This window comes from Paralcaligenes ginsengisoli, from assembly GCF_054781135.1.
The window spans coordinates 1-20,921 of sequence record NZ_BAAGUZ010000034.1 but is presented as its reverse complement, the minus strand read 5'-3'; the positions used below and the strand labels follow the sequence as shown (position 1 = coordinate 20,921).

18 protein-coding genes are annotated in these 20,921 nt (G+C 56.8%); 3 read left to right on the top strand and 15 right to left on the bottom strand.

What is annotated here, in order from left to right; translation table 11 throughout:
- Nucleotides 1-201: 201 nt before the first annotated feature.
- From ACYVIS_RS17465 to ACYVIS_RS17435, 7 genes are all read right to left on the bottom strand, one after another.
- On the bottom strand, nucleotides 202-393 hold the full coding sequence (locus ACYVIS_RS17465) for a hypothetical protein (protein ID WP_232743805.1): 192 nt from the start codon (nucleotides 391-393) through the stop codon (nucleotides 202-204).
- 76 nt (nucleotides 394-469) lie between these two features.
- Nucleotides 470-1,003: a peptide deformylase gene (gene def / locus ACYVIS_RS17460; RefSeq protein WP_232743804.1), complete on the bottom strand. Its 534-nt coding sequence runs from the start codon at nucleotides 1,001-1,003 to the stop codon at nucleotides 470-472.
- A 47-nt stretch (nucleotides 1,004-1,050) separates the two neighbouring features.
- Entirely contained in the window at nucleotides 1,051-1,281 is a 231-nt protein-coding gene (locus tag ACYVIS_RS17455) for an acyl-CoA carboxylase biotin carboxyl carrier protein subunit (protein ID WP_460874593.1), read from the bottom strand.
- 55 nt (nucleotides 1,282-1,336) lie between these two features.
- Nucleotides 1,337-2,692: an acetyl-CoA carboxylase biotin carboxylase subunit gene (locus ACYVIS_RS17450; protein ID WP_460874592.1), complete on the bottom strand. Its 1,356-nt coding sequence runs from the start codon at nucleotides 2,690-2,692 to the stop codon at nucleotides 1,337-1,339.
- A gap of 30 nt (nucleotides 2,693-2,722) precedes the next feature.
- Nucleotides 2,723-3,694, bottom strand: coding sequence for a Bug family tripartite tricarboxylate transporter substrate binding protein (locus tag ACYVIS_RS17445; protein WP_460874591.1), 972 nt, complete (start codon nucleotides 3,692-3,694; stop codon nucleotides 2,723-2,725).
- A 101-nt stretch (nucleotides 3,695-3,795) separates the two neighbouring features.
- The gene (locus ACYVIS_RS17440) at nucleotides 3,796-6,027 is read right to left on the bottom strand and encodes an acetate--CoA ligase family protein (RefSeq protein WP_460874590.1); all 2,232 of its coding nucleotides are present in this window, start codon (nucleotides 6,025-6,027) and stop codon (nucleotides 3,796-3,798) included.
- A 73-nt stretch (nucleotides 6,028-6,100) separates the two neighbouring features.
- Nucleotides 6,101-7,630 carry an acyl-CoA carboxylase subunit beta gene (locus ACYVIS_RS17435; protein ID WP_460874589.1) on the bottom strand — a complete coding sequence of 510 codons (1,530 nt, stop codon included), beginning with the start codon at nucleotides 7,628-7,630 and terminating at the stop codon, nucleotides 6,101-6,103.
- Between the two features lie 154 nt (nucleotides 7,631-7,784).
- Here ACYVIS_RS17435 and ACYVIS_RS17430 point away from each other — a divergent pair, with 154 nt between their 5' ends.
- Nucleotides 7,785-8,717, top strand: coding sequence for a LysR substrate-binding domain-containing protein (locus ACYVIS_RS17430; RefSeq protein ID WP_460874588.1), 933 nt, complete (start codon nucleotides 7,785-7,787; stop codon nucleotides 8,715-8,717).
- A gap of 26 nt (nucleotides 8,718-8,743) precedes the next feature.
- On the opposite strand, the gene ACYVIS_RS17425 is transcribed toward ACYVIS_RS17430, so the two are convergent.
- The 3 genes from ACYVIS_RS17425 to ACYVIS_RS17415 are packed head-to-tail and all read right to left on the bottom strand — an operon-like array spanning nucleotide 8,744 to nucleotide 13,558.
- Nucleotides 8,744-9,661 carry a diguanylate cyclase gene (locus ACYVIS_RS17425; RefSeq protein WP_460874587.1) on the bottom strand — a complete coding sequence of 306 codons (918 nt, stop codon included), beginning with the start codon at nucleotides 9,659-9,661 and terminating at the stop codon, nucleotides 8,744-8,746.
- Nucleotides 9,662-9,701: 40 nt separating this feature from the next.
- On the bottom strand, nucleotides 9,702-12,215 hold the full coding sequence (locus tag ACYVIS_RS17420) for an ATP-binding protein (protein ID WP_460874586.1): 2,514 nt from the start codon (nucleotides 12,213-12,215) through the stop codon (nucleotides 9,702-9,704).
- Nucleotides 12,212-13,558 carry an ABC transporter substrate-binding protein gene (locus ACYVIS_RS17415; RefSeq protein ID WP_460874585.1) on the bottom strand — a complete coding sequence of 449 codons (1,347 nt, stop codon included), beginning with the start codon at nucleotides 13,556-13,558 and terminating at the stop codon, nucleotides 12,212-12,214. Before ACYVIS_RS17415 ends, ACYVIS_RS17420 begins: the two co-directional genes overlap by 4 nt.
- A gap of 455 nt (nucleotides 13,559-14,013) precedes the next feature.
- On the opposite strand from ACYVIS_RS17415, the gene ACYVIS_RS17410 reads away from it, so the two are divergent.
- Nucleotides 14,014-14,616 (top strand): hypothetical protein, encoded by a 603-nt coding sequence (locus ACYVIS_RS17410; protein ID WP_232743791.1) that lies wholly within the window; start codon nucleotides 14,014-14,016, stop codon nucleotides 14,614-14,616.
- Nucleotides 14,617-14,656: 40 nt separating this feature from the next.
- On the opposite strand, the gene ACYVIS_RS17405 is transcribed toward ACYVIS_RS17410, so the two are convergent.
- The 5 genes from ACYVIS_RS17405 to ACYVIS_RS17385 form a co-directional block, all read right to left on the bottom strand.
- Entirely contained in the window at nucleotides 14,657-16,144 is a 1,488-nt protein-coding gene (locus ACYVIS_RS17405) for a sensor domain-containing diguanylate cyclase (protein WP_370635959.1), read from the bottom strand.
- 177 nt (nucleotides 16,145-16,321) lie between these two features.
- On the bottom strand, nucleotides 16,322-17,089 hold the full coding sequence (locus ACYVIS_RS17400) for an ABC transporter ATP-binding protein (protein WP_460874584.1): 768 nt from the start codon (nucleotides 17,087-17,089) through the stop codon (nucleotides 16,322-16,324).
- A gap of 13 nt (nucleotides 17,090-17,102) precedes the next feature.
- Nucleotides 17,103-17,822, bottom strand: a complete 720-nt coding sequence (hisM, locus tag ACYVIS_RS17395) for a histidine ABC transporter permease HisM (RefSeq protein WP_232743781.1) — start codon at nucleotides 17,820-17,822, stop codon at nucleotides 17,103-17,105.
- On the bottom strand, nucleotides 17,819-18,505 hold the full coding sequence (locus tag ACYVIS_RS17390; protein ID WP_460874583.1) for an ABC transporter permease: 687 nt from the start codon (nucleotides 18,503-18,505) through the stop codon (nucleotides 17,819-17,821). Before ACYVIS_RS17390 ends, hisM begins: the two co-directional genes overlap by 4 nt.
- 46 nt (nucleotides 18,506-18,551) lie before the next feature.
- On the bottom strand, nucleotides 18,552-19,328 hold the full coding sequence (locus ACYVIS_RS17385) for a transporter substrate-binding domain-containing protein (protein WP_460874582.1): 777 nt from the start codon (nucleotides 19,326-19,328) through the stop codon (nucleotides 18,552-18,554).
- 198 nt (nucleotides 19,329-19,526) lie between these two features.
- Here ACYVIS_RS17385 and ACYVIS_RS17380 point away from each other — a divergent pair, with 198 nt between their 5' ends.
- Complete coding sequence (locus tag ACYVIS_RS17380; protein ID WP_232743778.1) at nucleotides 19,527-20,636, top strand: DUF2817 domain-containing protein; 1,110 nt, start codon at nucleotides 19,527-19,529, stop codon at nucleotides 20,634-20,636.
- Nucleotides 20,637-20,921 lie beyond the last annotated feature (285 nt).

The window sequence follows — 20,921 nt, the reverse complement described above, 5'->3', positions numbered from 1 at the left end:
CGACCGCTGGACGTGCCGGACTACACAGCACCGCCCACCCTGCGGCGTCTTTATAGAATCAACCGCCGCCTACACAGCAAACACAGCAACACACAACCCAAAGTCACTATCCAAGCCCAAAAACGGCTCAAAACAAAAATCGCAGAAACACGTCCAGTGCTGTAAAAACACTTGAATCAAAAATCCTCTAACGCCTGGCCGTCAGAAGAAACTGGCTACACCCCAAAGCACCAGGGTTACGCCCCCGAGCATGCCGACCAGCAGCAGGAACGCGCCTTGCGAACCCTGGAGCATGGCCGGCCGCTGATCTTCGGGAATGGCGTACGCTCTGGCTGCCGCGCGTGCTATTACCCAGCCGATCATGATCACTATGACGCTCATTACAGCGCTCACATACTTCTCCCCGCAAACGCCCGGTCACGGGCAAAACATGGCGCCAAGACTAGCATATTTCCTTCTGCCCTTGAGTTCAGTCGTCGGCGGCGGGATCGAGATCCGGAAACAGTATCTCGGTATAGCCGAACTGCGAAAAATCCTTGATTCGCGATGGGTACAGGCGTCCGATCAGATGATCGCATTCATGCTGGACGACGCGTGCGTGGAAACCTTCCGCCGTGCGTTCCAGCGGCTTGCCTTGCGGGTCGAAACCCGAGTAGCGGATATGCCGGTAGCGGGGCACCGCAGCGCGCAGGCCCGGCACCGACAGGCAACCCTCCCAGCCGTCTTCCTGTTCATCCGACAGCGGAGTAATGACGGGATTGCAGAGGATGGTTTGCGGCACGGGAGGCGCGTCCGGATAGCGGTCGCTGGCATCGAAGCCGAAAATGACCAGTTGCAGATCGACTCCAATTTGCGGCGCTGCCAGGCCTACGCCGCCGGCATCGCGCATGGTGTCGAACATATCGGCGATCAATGCGTCCAGCCCGGCGCTGTTGAAATCGACCACCGGCTGGGCAATGCGCAGCAGCCGGGGATCGCCCATCTTGAGTATTTCACGTAACACTATGATTTCCTGTCCTATGCAATAGTGGAAATATAGCGCAAGACGAGTCAGGCGGAATCCGTATCTATTATGGCTACCACTTGCCCTTCCGTCACAGGATCGTCTTCTTTGACCAATAGCTGGGCGATGCGACCCGATTCAGTGGTCAGTATTGGAATTTCCATTTTCATTGAATCGATAATCATCACAGGCTCTTCTTCGCCGATTGCGGCTCCTTCCTGTGTCTCGATTTTCCATACCTTTCCAGATACTTCCGACAAAATTTCCTTGCGCGTCATTTTATTCCTCTATAGCAATGCTTCAACTGCCTGGCGGGATTGGGCAGAAGGTTTTTCAGTTTCTGGGTCCTGGCCCGGCCACTTCCATACCCAGTCCAGTATGCACTTGCCCTGAGCGGAACTGAGGGCTGTCGAGTATGCGTCGCACAAATGGAATGTTGTGCTTGACGCCTTCGATGACCGTGGCATCGAGGGCGGCCAGCAGGCGGTCGATGGCTTGGTTGCGATTGTTCCCGTGTGCAATAAGTTTCAGGATCAAAGGATCGTAGTGGGGTGTTATTTCGTCCCGTTCCGAGTATCCGGTTTCGGTGCGTATTCCTGTTCCGGCCGGCAGCCTGAATGTCTTGAGCGTGCCGGGCGAAGGGTAAAAACGTATGGGATCCTCCGCATAAATGCGGGCCTCGATTGCGTGGCCGCCGTTCGGGATGGCTTCGGGTAGGACATCTTCGAGTTTTTCTCCGGCGGCGAGCCGGATTTGCGCAATGACCAGGTCGATGCCTGTGATTTCCTCTGTGACGGCGTGCTCCACTTGAAGCCGTGTATTCATTTCCAGAAATCTGAAGTCTGTGCCTTTCTCGTACAGCGTTTCAATGGTGCCAATCACGTCATAGGGAAGCCTGCGCAATACTTGCACAAGGTCCTCCGCCGCCTTGTCCAGTAAGGCGCGGGAAAGCAAGGGAGCTGGGGATTCCTCGATCACTTTTTGATAGCGGCGCTGAATGGAGCAGTCTCTTTCAAATAGGTGCCTGACATTGCCGTACTGGTCGGCGAGTATCTGGAATTCGATATGGCGCGGTTTCAGCAGCAGGTTTTCCAGATATATTTCTGCGCTGCCGAAACTTCTTTGCGATAATGAACGCGCCTGGTCGAGGGCCTTGGCCAACTCGGCGGGATTGCCCGCGCTTATCATCCCGATGCCGCCGCCTCCCGCCGCGGGTTTCACAAGTACGGGATAACCCAGCAGCTCCGCCGCGGCAAGCGCGGAAGCGGCGTCTCCATTCAGAAGGCCCGAGCTGGGAGCCATTGAAAGGCCATGATGAATCATCAGATCGCGGGCTCGCGTCTTGTGCCCCATGGCTTCAATCCACCGAGGGCTTGGGCCGATGAAGCGGGCTCCGGTTGCATTGACGCGCTGCGCGAACTTGGCATTTTCCGACAGGAAACCGTAGCCTGGATGGATGCCGTCGGCACCGGACTTGCCCAGCACATCCAGCAATGCATCCTGATTCAGATAGCTGGCCTTGGGTTCGGATTCGCCTATATAGAATGTTTCATCCGCCTCCGCCAGGTATTGAAGGCCCGCATCGGCCTTTGAATATACGGCGACCGATTCGACCCCTAGCGCGCGCAGCGCGCGAATGATGCGTGCCGCAACAGCGCCCCGATTTGCAATGATGACTTTGTTGAACATGTATTGGCCTGTGGAAATTTCACTTCAGAATTATTTGGATTTGATTTCCACAAGATCAGGCAGTTGCTTGGCGACCTGTTGCCACATCGTCAGGTCGCGGCGAATTTGCGCACTGAGTTCGTCGGGGCGGCTGGGAGCCACTTCGCCACCCACGGCCAGCAGCCTTTGCGAAAAATCCTTTTGCTGGATGATTTCCCGAGTAGCTTGTGCAAGCCGGTTCTGTATTGATACTGGCGTGCCGGCCGGTGCATACAGGATGTAGCGGATGGAGATGTCGTAATTCACACCGATCTCCGCCAGTGTCGGCACTGAAGGAAGGGCGGCGCTGCGCTTCAAGGAGGTTACTCCCAGCGGCTTCAGCTTCCCGCTTTGGATGAACGGCAATAGCGCGGGCAGCGCCGCAAATACCATATCGACCTGGCCCGCTATGGCATCGCTGGCCGCCAGCGCTCCTCCTTTATAGGGGATGTGAAGCAGCTTCATGCCCGCCCTGGCGTTCATCAACTCTACAAAAATGCGCACCGATGCGCTGGAAATCGTGAATTTCCCCGGTGCGGCTTTGGCCGCGGTGATCAGTTCTTTTATTGTTGGGAATTTTATCTTTGGATTGGCGGCCACCACGAATGGCATCTGGGCAATCAGGCTTACCGGGAGGAGGGCGGACAAAGGATTGAATGGCGGCTTTGGGCCAAAAACCGAGTTCCAGATGTGGGCGCCGTCGCTGATGAGCAGCGTATAACCGTCTGGCGCGGCTTTTGCAGCCGCATCGCTGCCGATATTTGTCGAGGCGCCGGGCCGGTTTTCCACAATGACCGCCTGGCCCAGCCGCTCCGAGAGGTTCTTGGCAAACAGGCGGGAAACAAAATCCGTGCTGCCGCCTGGTGAATAAGGAATGATGATATGGATGGTTCGTGTTGGATAGCTCTCGGCGAGGGCTGGCTTCAGGCCGCAGACCAGTGTCATGGCGATCATCGCGGCAAGGCGGGAAAAGTGGATGTTCATAAGTCTCCTTTGTGCATTTTTTTACCGGCGGGTATGTGTTTATTTTCCTGCTCGGATCGATAGCCGCGTGGAGGGCCGGCGCTGCGGCGGCTGGTTCCTTACTACTGCCTCGGCTCATACTCCATTTGCGATTTTTTGAAATGAAAATTCTCATAGATGGCGAGCGCCCTCAATGCGCAACCCGCCATGGCGAAATTTTCGAATACAGGTACGCCGGCCGCCGCTGCGCGATCCCTCTGCAAGCGGCGTGCCGCATCGGTTTCGGGGCTGCCGTCCGAGCGTAATATGACTGCCAATGCCGTACCTCCATCTTTCGATTGGCGGTGGGCTATACAGGCGTCCATGATATTTTCCACCGTGCGTCGGCCTCGATAGCTCAGTAAGGCTGGCAGGTTCAGATGCACTACGACCGCATCGGTGCGGCTATCGCTGCACAAGGCATCGAGAATCTCGCTGGCGACGCGGCCTTCGGTTCGGTCAAATACATTGGCCGGCACGTCGATGGGATTGTTGTCGCTGGCACCGTCAGGCAGATTCAATGCGTGCAGCCGCTCTTTGGTTTCGGCGGAGAATTCCGCCAATGAGAAGCCTAGTTGGGCGAAGCCATCGCTTGCCACGACGCTGGCGCCGCCGCCGTTGCCCATAAGGGCAAGATTGCATGTCGGCCGCGTGAAATTCGGCTTTATGGTCTGGAACAACAATAAGGTGTCGACCAGCTCTTCCATGGTATTGACCGGCACACAGCCGGTTTGCGTGGTTACCGCCTGCCACACCTGAATGTCTCCCGCCAGCGATCCCGTATGTGAAGCAGCCGCCTTCTGTCCCTGGCTGGTGCGGCCGCCTTTCAATAGCACGACAGGCTTCTTGGCGCCGGCTTTGCTTAGAAGCTCAAAAAAAAGTCTTCCGTCCTGAATGTCTTCAAGATATAGCCCGATGATGTGCGTTGCATCGTCGGCAAGAAAATATTCCAGCAGGTCGTTCGGCCCCAGATCGATGCTATTGCCTATCGTTACGACTCCGCTGAAGCGCAAGCCGCGCAATTGTCCGTACCGCAGCATGTCGATGCCGAAGCCGCCGCTTTGCGAAATGACGCCGACATGCCCGACCGGATTCTCAATCTTGTGTGTTTCCGTAAAGCTCACCCGCCCTCGGGGGGTATAGATACCCAGGCAATTGGGCCCAAGAACGCGCATTCCTCCGATCTTTATGGCTTCCATCAAATCATGTTTACTGCCGCTGCCTCGCCCCCCCTCACCGAATCCGCTGGTCATGATTTGCGCAAATTGCAGCTTTCCCCTTGCGTTTTCCAATAGCTCCGGCACCGCTGCTCGGGGCACGGCTATATAGGCATAATCGACCTGCCGGGGCATGTCGGAAAAGTTCCGGTACACGGGCCTGCCGTCGATTTCGGCCAGGCTGGGATGCATAGGGTATATTTCCCCTTCGAAACCGAGGATTTCGAGATTACGGATAAAACGGTTTCCGGCGCCCCGGCCCGAAGCCGAGACACCCGCCACTGCGATGGTTTGCGGTGCGAATAGCGGTCCGAAATCCACGGGTCGGGCTCTTGGGCCATGCCCTGCCCGGCGGCGTTCGGATGTGAAAGTGATACGCACATCCACCGCCACCGCGGTCTTTGTATCCACGATCAGCGGATTGATATCCAGTTCGTCTATTTCATCGGCCAATGTCATCAGGATGCCTGTGCTGCCCCCTACCTTGACAAGGGCATCGACGATGGCTTCTTCGCTGGCCACCATGCCTGCCCGCGCGCCCCGAAGAATTGGCAATGCGCGCAACTCCTTCAACATGGCCCGCGCCTCGCGCGTGTCGATGGGGCACACGCGGAACACCACATCGGAAAAGATCTCCACGAACACACCGCCGAGACCCACCATCAGCATGGGCCCGAATTGAGGATCAACGTAGCCGCCAATCACCAATTCATGGCCCGGGGAGGCCATTTCCTCAACCAGGAATCCTTCTGGCTGTTGCCGCTCGACAGGCCAGCCATCGCGAATTCCGCATGCCGCAGCGCGTACTTCATCGGCATTTTGCACGCCGAGCCGCACACCGCCAAGATCACTTTTGTGCAAGGCTTGTGACGACAGTACCTTGACGGCGTAGGGAGGTGACAAGCTTGCGCAGGCCAGTGCCGCAGCGTCGGGATCCGTCACGGCCAGCGAGCGCGGAACCCGCAGGCCAAAGGCGGCCAGCAGGGTCTTCCCGGCTTTTTCATTCAACGCCGTCAGGCCCAGCCGCCTGCATCGGTCGAAGTAGGCCGGCAGGCTATTCCGTTCAATGCTTTCCCTATTTGCCGTATGTGTATCCACGGAATTCAGTCCCTATCGAGGCTTGGATGAAGCATTCAAGATTCGTTTCTCCAGATGATTTTCATGCTGACCGCTAATAGCTGGTCGGCCAATTGGCAAGAGCATGTTGACCTATGAAGCCTTCCCCGAGATGAACCTTCAGTAAGCCTTTCAAGGTCTTTCGCGTATGGCGGGGATCGATGATCGCCTGCGTTTCGTAGAGCGCCGCGAGCGACCATGCCGACGAATCCTGCCGGATATCGGCAAGCAAGGCATCGAACCGCTCGGGGTCGTCTTCTCGTTTGAGTTTATGCAGCATATGCACGCCCAGCGCCGGATCGACAAAACCCAGGTCCGCTGTGGGCCAGGCGAGGACTTCATGGGAGTTTTTGCCACCGCCCATATTGAGATAAGCCTGGCCATAGCTTTTGCGCATGATCACTGAAATCTTTGGCACACTGACCAGGCTCAGGGCATTCATCCAGTTCATGATGCGGCCCGGAGCCCAGCGCTTTTCACTGTCCACCCCGATCAAGAAACCTGGCTGATCCACGAGAAAAACGATGGGAATATTGTAAGAGTCGCATAGCACCATGAAGCTGGTCGCTTTGCGCATGGCGTCGATATCGATGGCGCCGCCTTTGAATTTCGGATTATTGGCGATTACTCCCACGGAGTATCCGTCTATCCTGGCCAGCCCGGTGGTGATCGACTTTCCGAACCGCGCTTTCAATTCGAAAAAACTATCGAGATCGGTGATTGAACGAATAATTGCGCGAACGTCATATACCGCGGTGCGGCTTTCGGGAAGCGCCTCCAGCACCGCTTCGCCGGTTTCGTCGCTTCCTTCCGGCACCGGGCATCGAGGAGGCGTCTCACCGGCGTGACTTGGCAGATAGCTCAGGAACCTGCGGATGATTTCGAGCGCCTGCTGGTCGGTATCGACGACGACATCGACCAGCCCTGTTGTTTCGCTGTGCAGGCGCCAGCCTCCAAGTTCTTCGGGATCCACCTTTTGATTGATCGCTATCGAGGTTACGCGGCTGCTGGCTACCGCCATGGTGGCGCCTTTGCGCATTACGGCAAAATCCGCCATGCAGCTGTACCATGTCGACGAGCCGTAGCAATTGCCCAATAGTGCGGATACCCAGGGCGTCTTGCGACTACGCAGATATTCGAATGGGTCCTGGCCCAGCATCGCTCTGCCGGCCCCTCCCATGCGGTCTGGCATGCGGGAGCCGGCGGACTCTCCCAGAAAAATAAGCGGCATGCCCCTTGACGTGGCTGTTTCCCGAATGTGGCGGATTTTCTTGCCGTTGATGGCGCTGCTGCTGGCTCCCAAGACCGTAAAATCGTTCGACACTACCGCTACGTTGCGGGCGTCGATGGTGCCGTAGCCGGCGACTTTGGCATCCGCGGGTGTTTTTCCACGGGTTTCAGGGCGAATGCCGCGCGCGAACATGCCTGATTCGATAAAACTGTCCGCATCGAGCAAAATATCCAGCCGTTCGCGTGCGTTCAACTGGCCGGACTCGCGCCGCGCGGCGAGCTTTTCTTCCCCTCCCATGGCGAGAGCTTCATCCGTGCGACGCTTAAGCTCGTCAAGTGGTTCGCTGAATTTCATTGATACTCCGACAAAAATTGGGTGCTCCGGCGTCAAGCAAGTGTCAGGTAGAATGAACTATGCAGTCAAATATAAAATTAGCATCCCTGTATGCGTTTACATCATAAGTATGCAGTCGTGGCCAATACCGAATTTCCGGGAATATGATGAAATTTTGCGCGAGAGAAAAATGGGGCTCAAGGTCAATCTGAAACAGATCAGCGCGTTCAGGTCAGTCATGATTTCCGGCTCCACGAGCGGTGCCGCCGAATTGCTCAATATTTCACAGTCGGCTGTCAGCAGGCTGATACAAAATCTTGAAGCCCAGACGGCTTTCCCGCTTTTTTTGCGGCAGAATGGAAGGCTTTATCCCACGCCGGAAGCTTTGGCTTTCCTGGAGGAGGTCGAGCAGGTCTATAGCCGGCTGGATCATCTGGGCAATGTGATGGGCAATATCCGGATGCTGGAGAGCGGACATTTGCGTGTCATTGTTTCGACGCCGTTCGCGCAATGGCTATTGCCGGAGGCGCTGGCGCGCTTCAGAAAGAAGCGTCCGGATATCCGGGTGTCGGTGGAAATTGTCGTCAGGCGCGACATGCCCAAGTGGCTGGAAGAGCAGAAATTCGATGTTGCCTTGATTACATTTCCCGTCGACTATCCAGTGGCGCATCTGCGCAACCTTCCAAGCCTTAACGCTGTATGCATATTGCCGCTGGGCCATCCCTTGGCCGACGTTCCCGTCGTTCGTGCCCGCGACCTGGCAGGTCAGCCATTCATATCGATCATTCCAAACACTGTTCCGAGAATGAAGATAGACCAAATATTCAGCCAGCTTTCGATTCAGCGATCAGTGATGATCGAGATACAAACAGGGGCTTCGATCTGTTCCCTGGTCGCGGCGGGCCTGGGTGTGGCGATTGTTGATCCCGTTACGGTTGGGCGCCCCGAGGACAAGAAATTTATCGTAAAGGCATTCCGGCCGACCATTAGATTCGATTTCGGCATGTTGCTGCCCATCCAGCGTCCCGTATCGAGCCATGCAGACGAATTCATCGGCATAGTGCGCGAGCAAATGAACGCTTTTCAGCAAGTCTGCAAGGCCTTATAGCGGCATGGACTGATTTCCGCCCGAATTCAGTCCCACAGTATGCGGTTGCGGCCTGCCTGCTTTGCCGAGTACAAATGCTTGTCGGCCACACTGACCAATTCCGCGGAACTGCGGCTGTTGGCCGGTATGGTAGAGGCAACGCCGATGCTTACCGTAACGCATGATGCATCGGGCGAGGCGGGGTAGGGAATGGCCAGCGATGCTATGGCGTCGCGGATCGATTCGGCGACATGGGCGGCTCCTTCTTCATCGGTATTGGGCAGTACGCAGGCGAATTCCTCGCCGCCGTAGCGCGCCGCCAGATCGGTTTGCCGCAACATGGCGCCATCGATTGCCCGGGCGATTCGTTTCAGGCATTCGTCGCCAGCCTGATGGCCGCAGGTATCGTTGTAGCGCTTGAACGTATCCACATCTATCATGAGCAAAGACAAAGGCTGGGCGAGTTCGGCCATGCGTTGCCATTCGCGTTCAAGGGTCTTGTCGAATTCCCGGCGATTCGCGATGCAGGTCAGGCCGTCGCGATGCGACAGGCGCTCCAGCAAGACACGTTGCCGGCTCAACTCCAGGTGGTTGCGGATTCGGGCCCTCAGGACAGGGATGCTGAACGGCTTGACGATGTAGTCGATTGCTCCCAGGCTCAAGCCCTGCTCTTCGTTTTCTTCATCGGTGAGCGAAGTCAGGAAAACGACGGGAATCGACGCAGTCGACCGATTCGCCTTGAGCCGCCGGCATACTTCCAGGCCGTCCATGCCCGGCATGCGGATATCGAGCAGAATCAGGTCGGGCTGATGCTCCATCGCCAACTGCAAGGCCTCGGCGCCGCTATAGGCGGTGAGGGCGCTGCACAGAGGTTCCAGCGCAACACTGGCGAAGGTGACATTGATAGGAAGGTCGTCGACGATCAGTACCTTTTGTCGGCGGCTTGGCATGTCTGTGGTCAACATGGCCTACATATCCCTTCCCATTGAGCGAGGTGCGAGGCTGTTATTCATGTTTGTCGTCCCATTCGGCGGATTGAGGTAAAAAGCGCTCTTGCAGCAGTTGTATGCTCTGCAGGGTAGCCTGGCGAATTTGAGCAGCCAGCTGTTGGCTTTGCAAGAGATCGGCGCGCTTCACGGCCTGCTTCAGCTGTGCACCCAAAGCCGCCAATTGGCTCAGGCCCGCGTTGCCGGCGACACCGATCAGATCGTGCGCCATTTGGTCGAGAACCGTAAATTCTCCCTTTTGCGCCGAGCTGGCAATGTGCAGGCTGCGTACCCGGCTGTCTTCAATCAGCACTGTCAGCAGATTCTCGAAATGCTCGGCGCTCATGGTTTGCTGCATTCTACCCAAAACCAGGCCTTCGAGGGATATTTGCGCGGAATCGGCCGGCAAGTAGGCACCGGGCGTGGACATGAGCGCTGCATCGCCGCGGCGCCTGCCCGTCGAGGGCAGGCGAGCTGGGGCTTGCTGTTCCGCGGCCGGCAGCGTTGTTGCGTCAGGGCCGTCCGGCCGCGGTACCTGTACGCAGCGCAGCAAGGTTTCCCATAGCACTTTCTCGTCAATAGGTTTGGCTATATGCGCCACCGTGCCGGCATCCTTGCCGGCGGCGACATCGCGCGCGCTGGCGTTCGCCGTCATGGCGATGATAGGCAATGCGAGGAATCGCGGGTTGGCGCGCAATGCGCGAGTTGCGCTTAATCCGTCCATGACGGGCATCATCATGTCCATCAGTACAGCGGCGTAGGTACCATCGGGTGCAGTCTGCAATATGTCGATCGCCGCCTGGCCGTTTTCGGCCACATCGACGGCGACCCCTTCCGATTTCAGCAGTTCCACGCCGATTTGCCGGTTCAGGTCGTTGTCGTCGACAAGCAGGATGCGAAGATTCTTCAACGTTGAAACTTCGGGCAATGGCCGATCGGCAGGCGCCGGCACGTGGTGATGGCCGTCAGGACTGTCGGCAAGTCGCGAGCGGGCCAGCCGAACCGTAAACCAGAATGTGCTGCCCCGTCCCTGGACGCTGTGCATTCCGACCTGGCCCTCCATAAGTTCCGCCAGATGTTTGGAAATGGCCAAGCCCAGTCCGGTACCGCCAAAGCGCCGCGTGATCGATTCATCGGCCTGCTGGAACGCCTGAAAAAGACGTTCCATCTGCTCGGTGCTCAGGCCGATCCCCGTATCCTGGACTTCGCATCGCAGCAGTATGCCGTCGGCGCCATCGGGCTGCGCATCCATACGTAGGCGTACTTCACCGCTTGCAGTGAACTTGATGGCATTGTTGAGATAATTGAGCAGAATCTGGCGAATGCGGGTTGGGTCTCCAATGGCCATCGCGGGCACGGTGGTGTCTATGGCCACGCGCAAGGCGAGGTCTTTGTCGGCAGCCTTGGGCCGCATCATTTCTGTTACCTCATCTACCAGGCGTGGGAGGTCGAACTCGATTGCTTCTATGGTCAGCTTGCCGCTGTCGATTTTCGAAAAATCAAGAATGTCGTTGATGATTTCGAGCAAATGCCTGCCGGCCTGCAGGATTTTTTCCAGGCAATCGCGCAAGCGGGGCGTCAGATCGTCTTTTAACGCAATTTGCGTCAGTCCCAGCATGCCGTTGAGCGGCGTGCGGATTTCATGGCTCATGGTTGCAAGGAATGCTGCCTTGGCCTGCGCCGCCTGCTCAGCTATATCACGCGCCTTGGCGCTGGCAGCCGCTTCCCGCTCCAGTTGGTCGGCGCGCTGCATGGTGTCCTTGAACACTTGCAACGCTTTGGCCATGCTGCCTACTTCGTCGCGCCGCGACGTGCCGGTAATTTCATCGTCATAGTTGTTTAGCGTGAGTCTGCCCATGATGCGTGTCAGACGAACGATGGGCCGTGAAATCTGGATGATTGTCACGTACCCCGAAAGCACCAGCACCAGCACCAGCACGATCCCCACCGCCAGCGCCGTAGTCATGATCGTGCTGTTGGTGGTTTTGTTCAGCGTTACGGATGTTGTCTTGAAGTTATCGATGGAATTGTTGCGCAACGCATTCATTTCGCTTTGCAGGGTATGCATCGACGGTTCGAATTGTTGGTGGATGATGGCCAATGCGTGATCGCCGCGCCAGCGGGCGGCCCAATCGATCACCGATGCGGCCAGCGCGAACGATTCTTTTGAATGATCCAGAATGCGCTCCAGCTCGGCCTGCTTTTTTGGCATCAAAGGGCGGATCCGCTGTATTTTATCGTTGAACTGCGCCTGAAGATCATCAATGATTTTCTGGCTGGTGTGCATTTTTGAAACTTCCTGCTCGGTCAGGACGGAATACAGCAAACGGCTCGAATCGCTCATGCGCAGCAAGGCGTCGCCGATCAGCAGCGCGCTTTGAGCTTCGTGATTGATCAGTGCGCGGTACTCGCGGTCTACGGATCGCATGTTCGACAGAGCATACAGGGTGGTGAGCGCCGCCATTACCCCCAGCACAGCCACCATCAGAACGATCTTGGTGGCCAGTTTCAAATTGGAAAAACGCTTTTTCATGGAGTTTTCCCCACTTGGCTAACGTTGCTCGGCAATCGTTGCGGCGCCTTGTTCCGGTAGCGGGCAATCACGTCGTGCAACTGCTGTGCGGCCTGTTCGTCGGTGATCTGTCCAAGGAAATGACGATGTACCACATCGTAAATGCCTTCCTTTACAAGTGGGGGATTTGCATTGCCCATGGCCACAGAGCCCATCAGGGTGCGCCGCATATTGGCGCTGCGCATATCGTTGATGGCTTGTTGACCGCACGCATCGAAAGGCGCCTTGGAAACATCCACCCGTGCCGGCGCCGCACCGGTCATGAGGTTGAGGGCTGACTGGAAGTCCGGATTCATCAATGTGGATTCGAGACGCTGCTTGGTCAGTTTGCTGCCTGGCCCCTGTTTGAATACCACGTATTGATCGCTATTGAACAGATAGACCCCTTGCGTGTCAGGGAACCGGAAACAATAGAAATCGCGGTCGGCCTTTAAATGATCGTGCACGAACTCGCCGTCTACCCAACTGCCTTGCACCTGCAGCAGCGCCTTGCCTTTGCGCACGAGATCAGTTGCCTGATCCCAACGCCGAGTATCGAAACCAGGGTCGACGTAGGTTTTCAGTATGCGCATCCGCCGGAAGATGGCTGCGGTCACAGGCGCTTCGAGCGTCTTGGCATCGAGCTCTATAAAAGCTTTTCGATAGAACTCGGCGCCTGCCGTTGAAACGGCCACCGATTCGAACAACAAGGTCTGCTCCCAGGCGTCGCCGCCAATGGCCAGGGGCAAGATTCCGGCCGCTTTGGCCTTGTCCAGCAATGTGATCAGGTCCGGCCATGTGTCGGGCGCCTGGCCGCCGATACGGTCCAGCGCCGCCTTGTTCACCCATAGCCAATTGGTCGAATGGGCATTGATGGGTGCTGCCATCCAATTGCCCTGATATTTCGATAGCGCCTGAATGCCTAGCGGCACCACTTCATCCCATTCTTCGCGGCGGGCCACTTCATTCAGATTTTCCAGCAAGCCGGTTTGGGCCCATTCGTGGATGGCAAAACCAATCATTTGCGCTGCTGTCGGCAGTTTGCCCGCGGTTACGCGTTGTCGGAGCACATCGGTGTAACGCGCTGTTCCGCTGCCGGAGGCAGACGCTTCGTGCCAGATGATTCCTTGCTGTTCGATATAGCGTTTCAGCACATCGATACTGGCGCGCTCGCCCTTGGACACCCACCAGTGGAAGATGTCGACTTCCGCCGGCTGGGCGGATAAGGGCGGTCGTACGGGCTCGGGCGGCTGGGCGGGAACGGCCGATGGGCTCAATGCCGCCAGCGCAACTATCCATCTGCATAAGTAGGACAGGGTCCACATGGCTGATTTCCGGGTAGGGGCCAGCTATCGGATGTTCTACACAAGAGATAAGAGTTCTGGAGTTTTGTAACTGGCCTTTCCAAAATACTACAACGAAAAGAAGCCATGGTTTCGTCGAACTTCATCAAGATTTGTCAAGACCGCCATGTAGTGCGGCAATTTGTGGAAGTGGCGACGCCGCGTGGAGGTCGGGTGGTGTGCGGATGGCGCAAATCATGGCGAATCCGCCGCTCCTAGTGGATCGCCAGATTCAGTCGCAGCGGGCGGAAATGATCAATGCGCTTTCCAACAGTTTTTTCTTGATGGATTGGGTGCGTTCATTGGAAAAGCGGTGGTCGGGCCCGGCAACGCTGAGTGGGCCAGCGGACCTTAACTCTGTTCCGAGCAGGGTTACGAGGGCAAAACCGGAAGGCGGACACTATACTCGAACGGTATTCTGGAACTGGAACGCCACAATGAGTCATCCCGCGTTTTTCGATAGCGCCCGCAAAATCACCATGCAGGATCCCCTGGCCGGCTTGCTTGGTGCCGCGGATCAGGGGGTCATCGACTATTCTTATGCCGACGCCGTCAAATTGGCGGGCCATTCATGCCCGACAGTGGCGGGAGCCTATTTAATGACACTCGCTGCTTTGGAGCGCTTGTATGGCAAGAATCTGCCGCAGCGCGGCGCCGTCAAGGTAGAGTTTCGCGCCGACCAGCGCAGCGGCGTCACCGGCGTGATCGCCAATGTGGTTGGCCTGATTACCGGGGCAAGCAGCGACAATGGGTTCAAAGGGCTTGGCGGTCTGTACGATCGCCGCAATCTGTTGTTTTTCAATGTGCCGCTGGCTAACGGCGACATTCGTTTCCAGCGCGTCGATAGCGGCGCCTGCATAGAACTCGCCTATCACCCAGAGGTTGTGCCGGCTTCACCTGTTGTCATGCAGTTGCTGCAGAAAATATTGGGCGGCGATGCGCTGGAAAGCGAAAAACGGGAATTCGCCCAGGGCTGGCAGGCGAGGGTTGAACGCATTCTCGAACAGGCCGACAATCCGGCGCTGATCACCTTTGCGTGACAGACTCCGATTCGGGCGGGCAGCTTCGGCCAGCTCGCTGTCACGAAGCCCGCCGCTCGCCCTTTCTTCTGTCGTAATGGGTTTTCTTGTCGTCGTACATGGCGATATCCGCCCTGCGCAGAGCGTCTTCGAGGCGCTCGCCGCCCCGGCAGGTTGCAATACCTATCGAAAAACTCAATAAGGAGCCGGAGTAAAACTGGTTGTTGAGTTCGATCAGCTTGTGAATGCTTTCGAGCATGGCTTCACCGTCGCGCTCATCGGCGCCCGGCATCAGTATGACAAATTCGTCGCCGCCTATGCGCGCGGCCTGGGCCGGCTTGTCTATGGCCTTGGCCAGCACTTCGCCGACGCGGCGCAGCAGGGCATCGCCGGCTGCGTGGCCCAGCTGGTCGTTGACGGTTTTCAGATCGTTCAGGTCGATCATGATGATGGTTACCGGGAATGGGCCTTTCCGTTCCAGCCGGTTCAGTTCGTCGACATAGAAAGACCGATTCTTCAATTTTGTCAGGACATCGTGCTTGCCGAGGTATTCAAGGTACGATTCGGCCTTTTTCCGTGCGGTGATGTCCGTCAAGGCCAGCAGCACGAGATCCCACTCTTGCTCATGCCCCGGAAATACGGAAAACTGCAGGTGGATATTGATGGCATTGCCGTCGAGCGCATAGTTGATCACTTCGCGTTGGTGGAACAGACGCCCCTCCCACAAGTCCATCAACTGTTCGCGGAAATGGGGCAGCATGTCGTCGCGGAACACTTCCGGCAGGCGGCTCAGCAGGGTGGCTTTATCGGCGACCTTGAGCATATCGAGCGTGGCTTGATTGACGTCCAGCACCCGAATCTCGGCCATGCAACGCTCGACGAATTCCGGGTGCACATCGGTAAAGGTGCGGAAATCGCTAATGCCTCGCATACGCACTTCGTCGAGCAGTCGCTTTATGGCCTGGAAGTCTTCGACCCACAATGACACCGGCGCGTATTCGAACACGCTGCGCGCGTACAGCTCGCTTGCGGCAACCCGCCTGCCGGCCTCTTCGAGCTCGGTGATGTCATCGACGGCGACCAGCACGCGGTCCCAGCGTGTTTCATGGCCAGGCAGGATAACGCCTTTGAGCAGGATGTCGAGGCGGCGGCCATCCAATGTGTAATTGACGCTCTTGCTTTGAAAGTGCAGTTTTCCGGACCACATCTGCACGAGCTCGCCGATGTGCGCATCCAGCATATCATCGCGCAGCACGTGGTCGAGGCGGGCCGCCAGCTCGTCGAAGCTGCGGGCCCCGTAAAGCGTAAGAGTGCGCTGATTGACTCGCAGCACTTTGATGCAGGCCGAGCAGGCCGCGACACGGCTGGGGTCTTCTTCGAGGAAGCTGCGCAGATCGGAGACGCCCGCCGCGCGCCAGGTTTCAAATAAATCGCGCAGCTTGCTGTAGTCTTCGAGCCACAGCGAAGTGGGTGTCACATCGAAAAAATCGACCAAGGCAACGCCCATTGTTTCGAGGTTGCGTTCGCTGTTGCCGGTGCCTGGCTGCATAGAGAGTCTCAGTGGGTTTGGTGTGTCGATAGGGTTGAATGAGAAGCAGGCCCTGTCGATGACGGCTATTTTATAACGGCTCGTTGGATTCCTTCTGTTTTTATAAGGATTTGTATGGATTGCGGTCGCCCGCGTGCATTCGACGCGACATACCCTTTGCCCACATTCCCTCAAGGGTTACTTCAGGCTGCCCGACAGGAATTGGGCCAGGCGGCTGCTTTTGGGCGAGCCAAGTACCGTTGCCGGGTCGCCTTCTTCTTCGACGACACCCTGGTGGAGAAACATCACGTGGTTGGAGGCATTGCGCGCAAAGCTCATTTCGTGCGTGACGACAATCATGGTCCGTCCTTCTTCGGCCAGGGCTTGCATGACTTTCAAGACCTCGCCCACCAGCTCCGGATCCAGCGCGGAGGTCGGCTCGTCGAACAGCATGACTTCGGGTTCGAGGGCAAGCGCCCGGGCAATGGCCACACGCTGCTGCTGGCCGCCCGACAGATGCACCGGATATTTATTCGCCACGTCCAGGGAGAGGCCGACTTTCTGCAGATAGTGCTCTGCTTTTTCAGCGGCGGCTCTTTTGTCCAGCCCCTGGACGCTAATGGGCGCCGCCGTGATATTTTCCAGCGCGGTCATATGCGACCATAAGTTGAAATGCTGGAAAACCATGGCCAGCTTGGTGCGCAGGCGCTGCAGTTGCTGCTTGTCCGCGACGGCCAGCTGCTTATGCCTGTCGCGCACTGTTTTCAGCTCTTCGTTAAGGATGATGATCCTGCCTTCCTGCGGGGCTTCGAGAAAGTTGATGCAACGCAGGAAGGTACTCTTGCCCGATCCGCTGGAGCCGATGATGCTGATCACATCGCCGCGGTTGGCCTTCAGCGAAACGCCCTTCAGAACTTCCTGCGAGCCATAGCTTTTGTGGATATTCTCCACTCTCAGGTTTTCCATGAATTTCTCAATTCTAATGAGTGGGCAGCGGTTTCAAAAAGGCCAGCCACCTTTTTTCCATTAGCCTGAAGGCAGCGACCAGCGCTACGGCGATGACCGCGTAAAAAATCCCCGCAATGCTGAAGGAGGAGAAAGCGGCATAGGTGGCGCTATTGACGTCGCGCGCCACTTTCAGCAATTCGGGAACCGTTGCCGTGAAGGCAATCGAAGTGCAATGCAAAAGGATGATTACTTCATTGCCGTAGTAGGGCAAAGCGCGCTTTAATGCGGAAGGCAGGATGAGCCGGGTGTAGATTTTCACTCTGGAAAAGCCGAAGGCCCGTGCCGCTTCGATTTCCCCTGCCGGGATGGAGCGGATGGAGCCGGCCAGGACTTCGGTCAGGTAAGCGCAGCAATTGAAGCTGAATGCCACAATGACGCAATTGAAGCCACTGCGGAAAAATTCCGACAGAGAAGGCGTATGACGGATGAATTCCAGGCTGAAAAAGCCCGTGTAAACGATCAGGAGCTGCACATACAGCGGCGTACCTCGGATAACGAAGGTATACAGCTGCACCGGCCGGCTCAGGCGCTTGTTCGATGACGCCCGCAGTATCGCAAGCGGTATCGAAGCCAGGAAAGCAATCAGCATGGTAAGGACCAGGATCCAGAGCGTCATGGCCGCGCCCGAGATGTTCCAGCCGTTGCCGATGCCCAGGTACTGAGGCCAGTATTCCTTCAATATGTCTATCAAAGCTGTGCCTCTTTCACGCCGACGCCGAAACGCTTGCCGACACGAGCCAGCGCCAGCAGGGTTGCGCAGGTAAACGCCAGATAGATCAGGGCCGCCAGGATATTGAAGAAAAACAGATGCTGGGTCGATCGGCCCGCCTGCTGGCTGATGCTGATGATATCGACCAGGCCAATGATGGACACCAGCGCGGTCGATTTGATGACGACCTGAATATTGTTGCTGAACCCCGGCAAGGCAAAGCGTATCATCTGAGGCAGGGTTATTTTCCTGAACACCTGGCTGTCGCTCATGCCCGTGGACAGGGCCGCCTCGATTTGTCCGCGTGGCACCGATTCCAGCGCCCCGCGAAACGTTTCGGTCATGTAGGCGCCGTAGATGAATGCCAAGGTGACGACCCCGGCGGTGAAGGCATTGATTTCAATCAGGCCGATGCCCAGCATGTCGCATACCCAGTTGATGAAAATCTGCAGGTTGTAGAAAACCAGCAGCATGATCACCAGGTCGGGGATGCTGCGAATCACGGTAGTGTAGGCGGCGGCAGTATAGCGCAGGGTACTGTTGCCGGAGGTCTTGCACAGGGCTCCCACAATACCCAGCAGGGTGGAAAAGAAAGCGGATAGCACGGTGAGCGCCAGGGTCATGAGCGTACCTTGCAGAATCAGCGTCCCATACCCGTACAGCATGCTTCTTGCCTTGATATCCGTTTGAAGAGCTTCGACAAACGCCAGTTTACTGCTTGGGTTCCACCAGGCCGTATTTGGAGTATTTGTCGAGAATTTTCTTGTATGTGCCATCGGTCTTCATGGCGGCGATCGCTCCATCGATCTTGCCTTTCAGTGCCGTATCGCCAAGCCTCATGCCGGCGCTGGCGCCATATCCGAAAACCTCGGGATCATCAACCGGCTGGCCCGTCAGGTGAAAGTTCTTGCCGCTTGGGCTTTCGAAAAAGAACTGGGCCGCCGCCGCATTCTGCAGGGTACCGTCGATTCTTCCCAGCGCGAGATCCTGTTTTGCCAGATCGTCGTTCTGGTAGGTAACCAGATTGATTCCCTTGTCCTTCCAGTGTTTGTTCGCATAGGCGGCCTGCGTGGTTCCCTGCACGATGCCTATGGTTTTACCCTTGAGCGATTCGACGGTCGTATCGAGCGTGGTGTTCTTGGGCACCATCATTCGCGACGGGCTGGCATAGAGCGGCGTGCCGAACAGGACCTGTTTTTTCCGCTTCTCGGTGATAGTCAGCCCGGACAGGATTGCATCGATTTTTCGCGCGTTGAGGGCGGGGATGGCGCCATCGAAATTTATTTTCACCCATTCGCATTTGGCATGCAGGTGTTGGCAGATCGCGTTGCCGGCATCGATATCGAAGCCCACCAGGTTTCCCTTGGCATCGACGGATTCGAACGGCGCGAAGGTGGGATCCACTCCGTATCGGATGTTTATCGCATCCTGGGCGTGGGCTGCAAACGCACCAAGCGACAGCAAGACGGCAAGCAGGGTTTTTTTCATATCGGCTCCGGGAATATTCGGCTCATTGAAAACGCATGATAGTTCAAAACCGTAATCTCGAACTATGTATATACTTTAGGGCTATCCCTAGTATCCTAGTATCATTCAAGCTACTTCCATACAGCGGGACACCGCCCATGCGCCGCTCTTGTACAGGCGCCGGGCCCTGGATTGAACAGTCAAAAGGCAGGAAAACCAATGATGCACTATATGATGGATGCCGAACCCAGCTACACGGCCCTGAGATTGCAGTTTCTGGCAAATGCGGAACAGCACAACGCCCGGATCAAGCATTATCTTCATCCCTTGAAAGGCATGGATGGCGAGGATCTGTATACGGATGTCGCCGTTTTAGCAAAAAATGGGACAAAGAAGTGGCTGGTTTGCGTCTCGGGCACACATGGCGTCGAAGGCTATTACGGTTCGATGTGCCAGGCCCATTACATGGATCATCTGGCAGGCAGGGCGCAGGACGGCGATGTTGGAATCCTGATGATCCATCTGATCAACCCGTGGGGTACGTCGTGGAAACGCCGGGTCAATGAAGGCAATATCGATCTGAACAGGAATTATCTGGATTTCGGCAAGCCTGTGCCGGAGAACCCCGCGTACGAAACGATTCACGATCTGTTCGTCAAGGAATCCGCCCAGGGCGAAGGGCGCCGAAGAGCCGAGGGAAAATGGGCCGAGAAAGTCAGGCAGGTCGGCTATGCCCAGGTAATGAATCAATTGGGGGCGGGCCAGTACAAGCATCAGGATGGCTTGTATTTCGGCGGCTTTGAGCCCTCGTGGTCGAACGTCACCCTGCGTGCCATTGTCCAGGAATTTCTGGGCGACTGCAGCGATGCCATCAGTTTCGATCTGCACACGGGGGCCGGCGCATATGGCCATCCGATGCTGATGGCCATTGCGGAGCAAGAATACCCGGGAATGGCCGATGCGCAGCGCTTATATGGCGCGTGGCTGTACAAGATCCTGACCGGCGTCAGCCGAACCACCGATACGGGGATTTCCGCGGCGGCAACCGGCTATACCTCTCAGGCCATGGTAGACATGATGGCGGGAAAAAGATTTACTCAGCTGGTCATAGAGTGCGGCACCTATGATTCGGAGAAAGTCGGCCATGATGCGCTTCTGAATGATCATTTCGCGCATCTTTCGGGCACGCTGCAAGGTCGGGAGTTTACCCGGGCGAAAAATGGCATCATGGAGTTCTTCTTTCCCAAGGACCGCGATTGGCGGGAACTGGTGTGGGTAAGGACCCGGCAGATCTTTGATCGGGCTTTGGCGGATCTGGCGGACAGATAGTCTAGGAGCGTGGGCGGTAGAAATCCTAGGTCCGAAAATTCGCAATGCGTTTTTGGCTCAAGTGTTTATTGAGCTGAGCGTGTTTCAGTGACTTTTGTTTTGAGCTGTTTTTAGGCTTGATCTGCGAATTTGAGCTGCCTGTACTGGCTGGGCGATGACTTTGGACTGAGCGTTGCTGTGTAGGCGGCGGTTAATTCTATAAAGACGCCGCAGGGTGGGCGGTGCTGTGCAGTCCGGCACGTCCAGCGGTCGTGGCGCTTGCGCGCCCCGACTGCCCGGGTCTGC

Bases quoted from the DNA above. Each gene is read 5' to 3' on its own strand.
- ACYVIS_RS17385 (WP_460874582.1), bottom strand. From the start codon at position 19,328: ATGAAAAAAACCCTGCTTGCCGTCTTGCTGTCGCTTGGTGCGTTTGCA.
- ACYVIS_RS17390 (WP_460874583.1), bottom strand. From the start codon at position 18,505: ATGCTGTACGGGTATGGGACGCTGATTCTGCAAGGTACGCTCATGACC.
- ACYVIS_RS17405 (WP_370635959.1), bottom strand. From the start codon at position 16,144: ATGCAGCCAGGCACCGGCAACAGCGAACGCAACCTCGAAACAATGGGC.
- ACYVIS_RS17415 (WP_460874585.1), bottom strand. From the start codon at position 13,558: ATGTGGACCCTGTCCTACTTATGCAGATGGATAGTTGCGCTGGCGGCA.
- ACYVIS_RS17380 (WP_232743778.1), top strand. From the start codon at position 19,527: ATGATGCACTATATGATGGATGCCGAACCCAGCTACACGGCCCTGAGA.
- ACYVIS_RS17455 (WP_460874593.1), bottom strand. From the start codon at position 1,281: ATGACGCGCAAGGAAATTTTGTCGGAAGTATCTGGAAAGGTATGGAAA.
- ACYVIS_RS17425 (WP_460874587.1), bottom strand. From the start codon at position 9,661: ATGTTGACCACAGACATGCCAAGCCGCCGACAAAAGGTACTGATCGTC.
- ACYVIS_RS17410 (WP_232743791.1), top strand. From the start codon at position 14,014: ATGAGTCATCCCGCGTTTTTCGATAGCGCCCGCAAAATCACCATGCAG.
- ACYVIS_RS17450 (WP_460874592.1), bottom strand. From the start codon at position 2,692: ATGTTCAACAAAGTCATCATTGCAAATCGGGGCGCTGTTGCGGCACGC.
- ACYVIS_RS17445 (WP_460874591.1), bottom strand. From the start codon at position 3,694: ATGAACATCCACTTTTCCCGCCTTGCCGCGATGATCGCCATGACACTG.
- ACYVIS_RS17420 (WP_460874586.1), bottom strand. From the start codon at position 12,215: ATGAAAAAGCGTTTTTCCAATTTGAAACTGGCCACCAAGATCGTTCTG.
- ACYVIS_RS17400 (WP_460874584.1), bottom strand. From the start codon at position 17,089: ATGGAAAACCTGAGAGTGGAGAATATCCACAAAAGCTATGGCTCGCAG.
- ACYVIS_RS17435 (WP_460874589.1), bottom strand. From the start codon at position 7,630: ATGAAATTCAGCGAACCACTTGACGAGCTTAAGCGTCGCACGGATGAA.